A 1351-nucleotide genomic window follows, 5' to 3' on the forward strand; every position below is an offset into this window, starting at 1 on the left:
AGGGCAGTTCGCCGATGGCGGGGAAGCGGACCTGGCCGATGAGTTCCACCGGGTGGCGGCCGGTGAAGGGGCGCAGGTCCAGTTCGGTGGGCTGGGCGAACCGGGAGAAGTTGTGCACGCACATCACCAGGTCGTCCTTGTGTTCGCGTACGAAGGCGAGCACGGCCGGGTTGGAGGAGGGCAGTTCGGTGTAGGAGCCCAGGCCGAAGGCCGGGTTCTGCTTGCGGATCTCGATCATCCGCCGGGTCCAGTGCAGCAGCGAGGACGGGGAGGCCATCGACGCCTCCACATTGGTGACCTGGTAGCCGTAGACCGGGTCCATGATCGTGGGCAGGTAGAGGCGGCCGGGGTCGCAGGAGGAGAAGCCCGCGTTGCGGTCCGGTGTCCACTGCATCGGGGTGCGTACCGCGTCGCGGTCACCGAGCCAGATGTTGTCGCCCATGCCGATCTCGTCGCCGTAGTAGAGGATCGGCGAGCCGGGCAGGGACAGCAGCAGCGCGGTGAACAGCTCGATCTGGTTGCGGTCGTTGTCCAGCAGCGGGGCCAGCCGGCGGCGGATGCCGATGTTGGCGCGCATGCGGGGGTCCTTGGCGTACTCGGCCCACATGTAGTCGCGTTCCTCGTCGGTGACCATCTCCAGGGTCAGCTCGTCGTGGTTGCGCAGGAAGATGCCCCACTGGCAGCCGGAGGGGATGGCGGGGGTCTTGGCGAGGATCTCGGAGACCGGGTAGCGCGACTCGCGGCGCACGGCCATGAAGATGCGGGGCATGACGGGGAAGTGGAAGGCCATGTGGCACTCGTCGCCGCCGCGGTGGTAGTCGCCGAAGTAGTCGACCACGTCCTCGGGCCACTGGTTGGCCTCCGCCAGCAGCACGGTGTCCGGGTAGTGCGCGTCGATCTCCTTGCGCACCCGCTTGAGGAACCCGTGCGTCGCCGGCAGGTTCTCGCAGTTCGTCCCCTCCTCCTGGTAGAGGTAGGGCACCGCGTCGAGGCGGAATCCGTCGATCCCGAGATCCAGCCAGAACCTGAGTGCGGAGATCATCTCCTCCTGGACGGCCGGGTTCTCGTAGTTGAGGTCCGGCTGGTGGGAGAAGAACCGGTGGAAGTAGTACTGCTTGCGCACCGGGTCGAAGGTCCAGTTGGACGCCTCCGTGTCGACGAAGATGATCCGCGCGTCCTGGAACTGCTTGTCGTCGTCGGCCCAGACGTAGTAGTCCCCGTACGGGCCGTCGGGATGGGTGCGCGACTGCTGGAACCACGGGTGCTGGTCACTGGTGTGGTTCATCACGAAGTCGATGATCACGCGCATGCCCCGCTGGTGCGCGGCGTCCACGAACTCCACGAAGTCCGC

1 protein-coding gene is annotated in these 1351 nt (G+C 66.6%); it reads right to left on the reverse strand.

The features are described 5' to 3' along the window. A partial coding sequence (gene treS / locus ACFSL4_RS37610; RefSeq protein WP_381092617.1) for a maltose alpha-D-glucosyltransferase occupies window positions 1–1351 on the reverse strand: 1351 nt, incomplete at both ends.

The organism is Streptomyces caeni, from assembly GCF_042678285.1.
GTDB classification, from domain to species: Bacteria; Actinomycetota; Actinomycetes; order Streptomycetales; family Streptomycetaceae; genus Streptomyces; species Streptomyces caeni.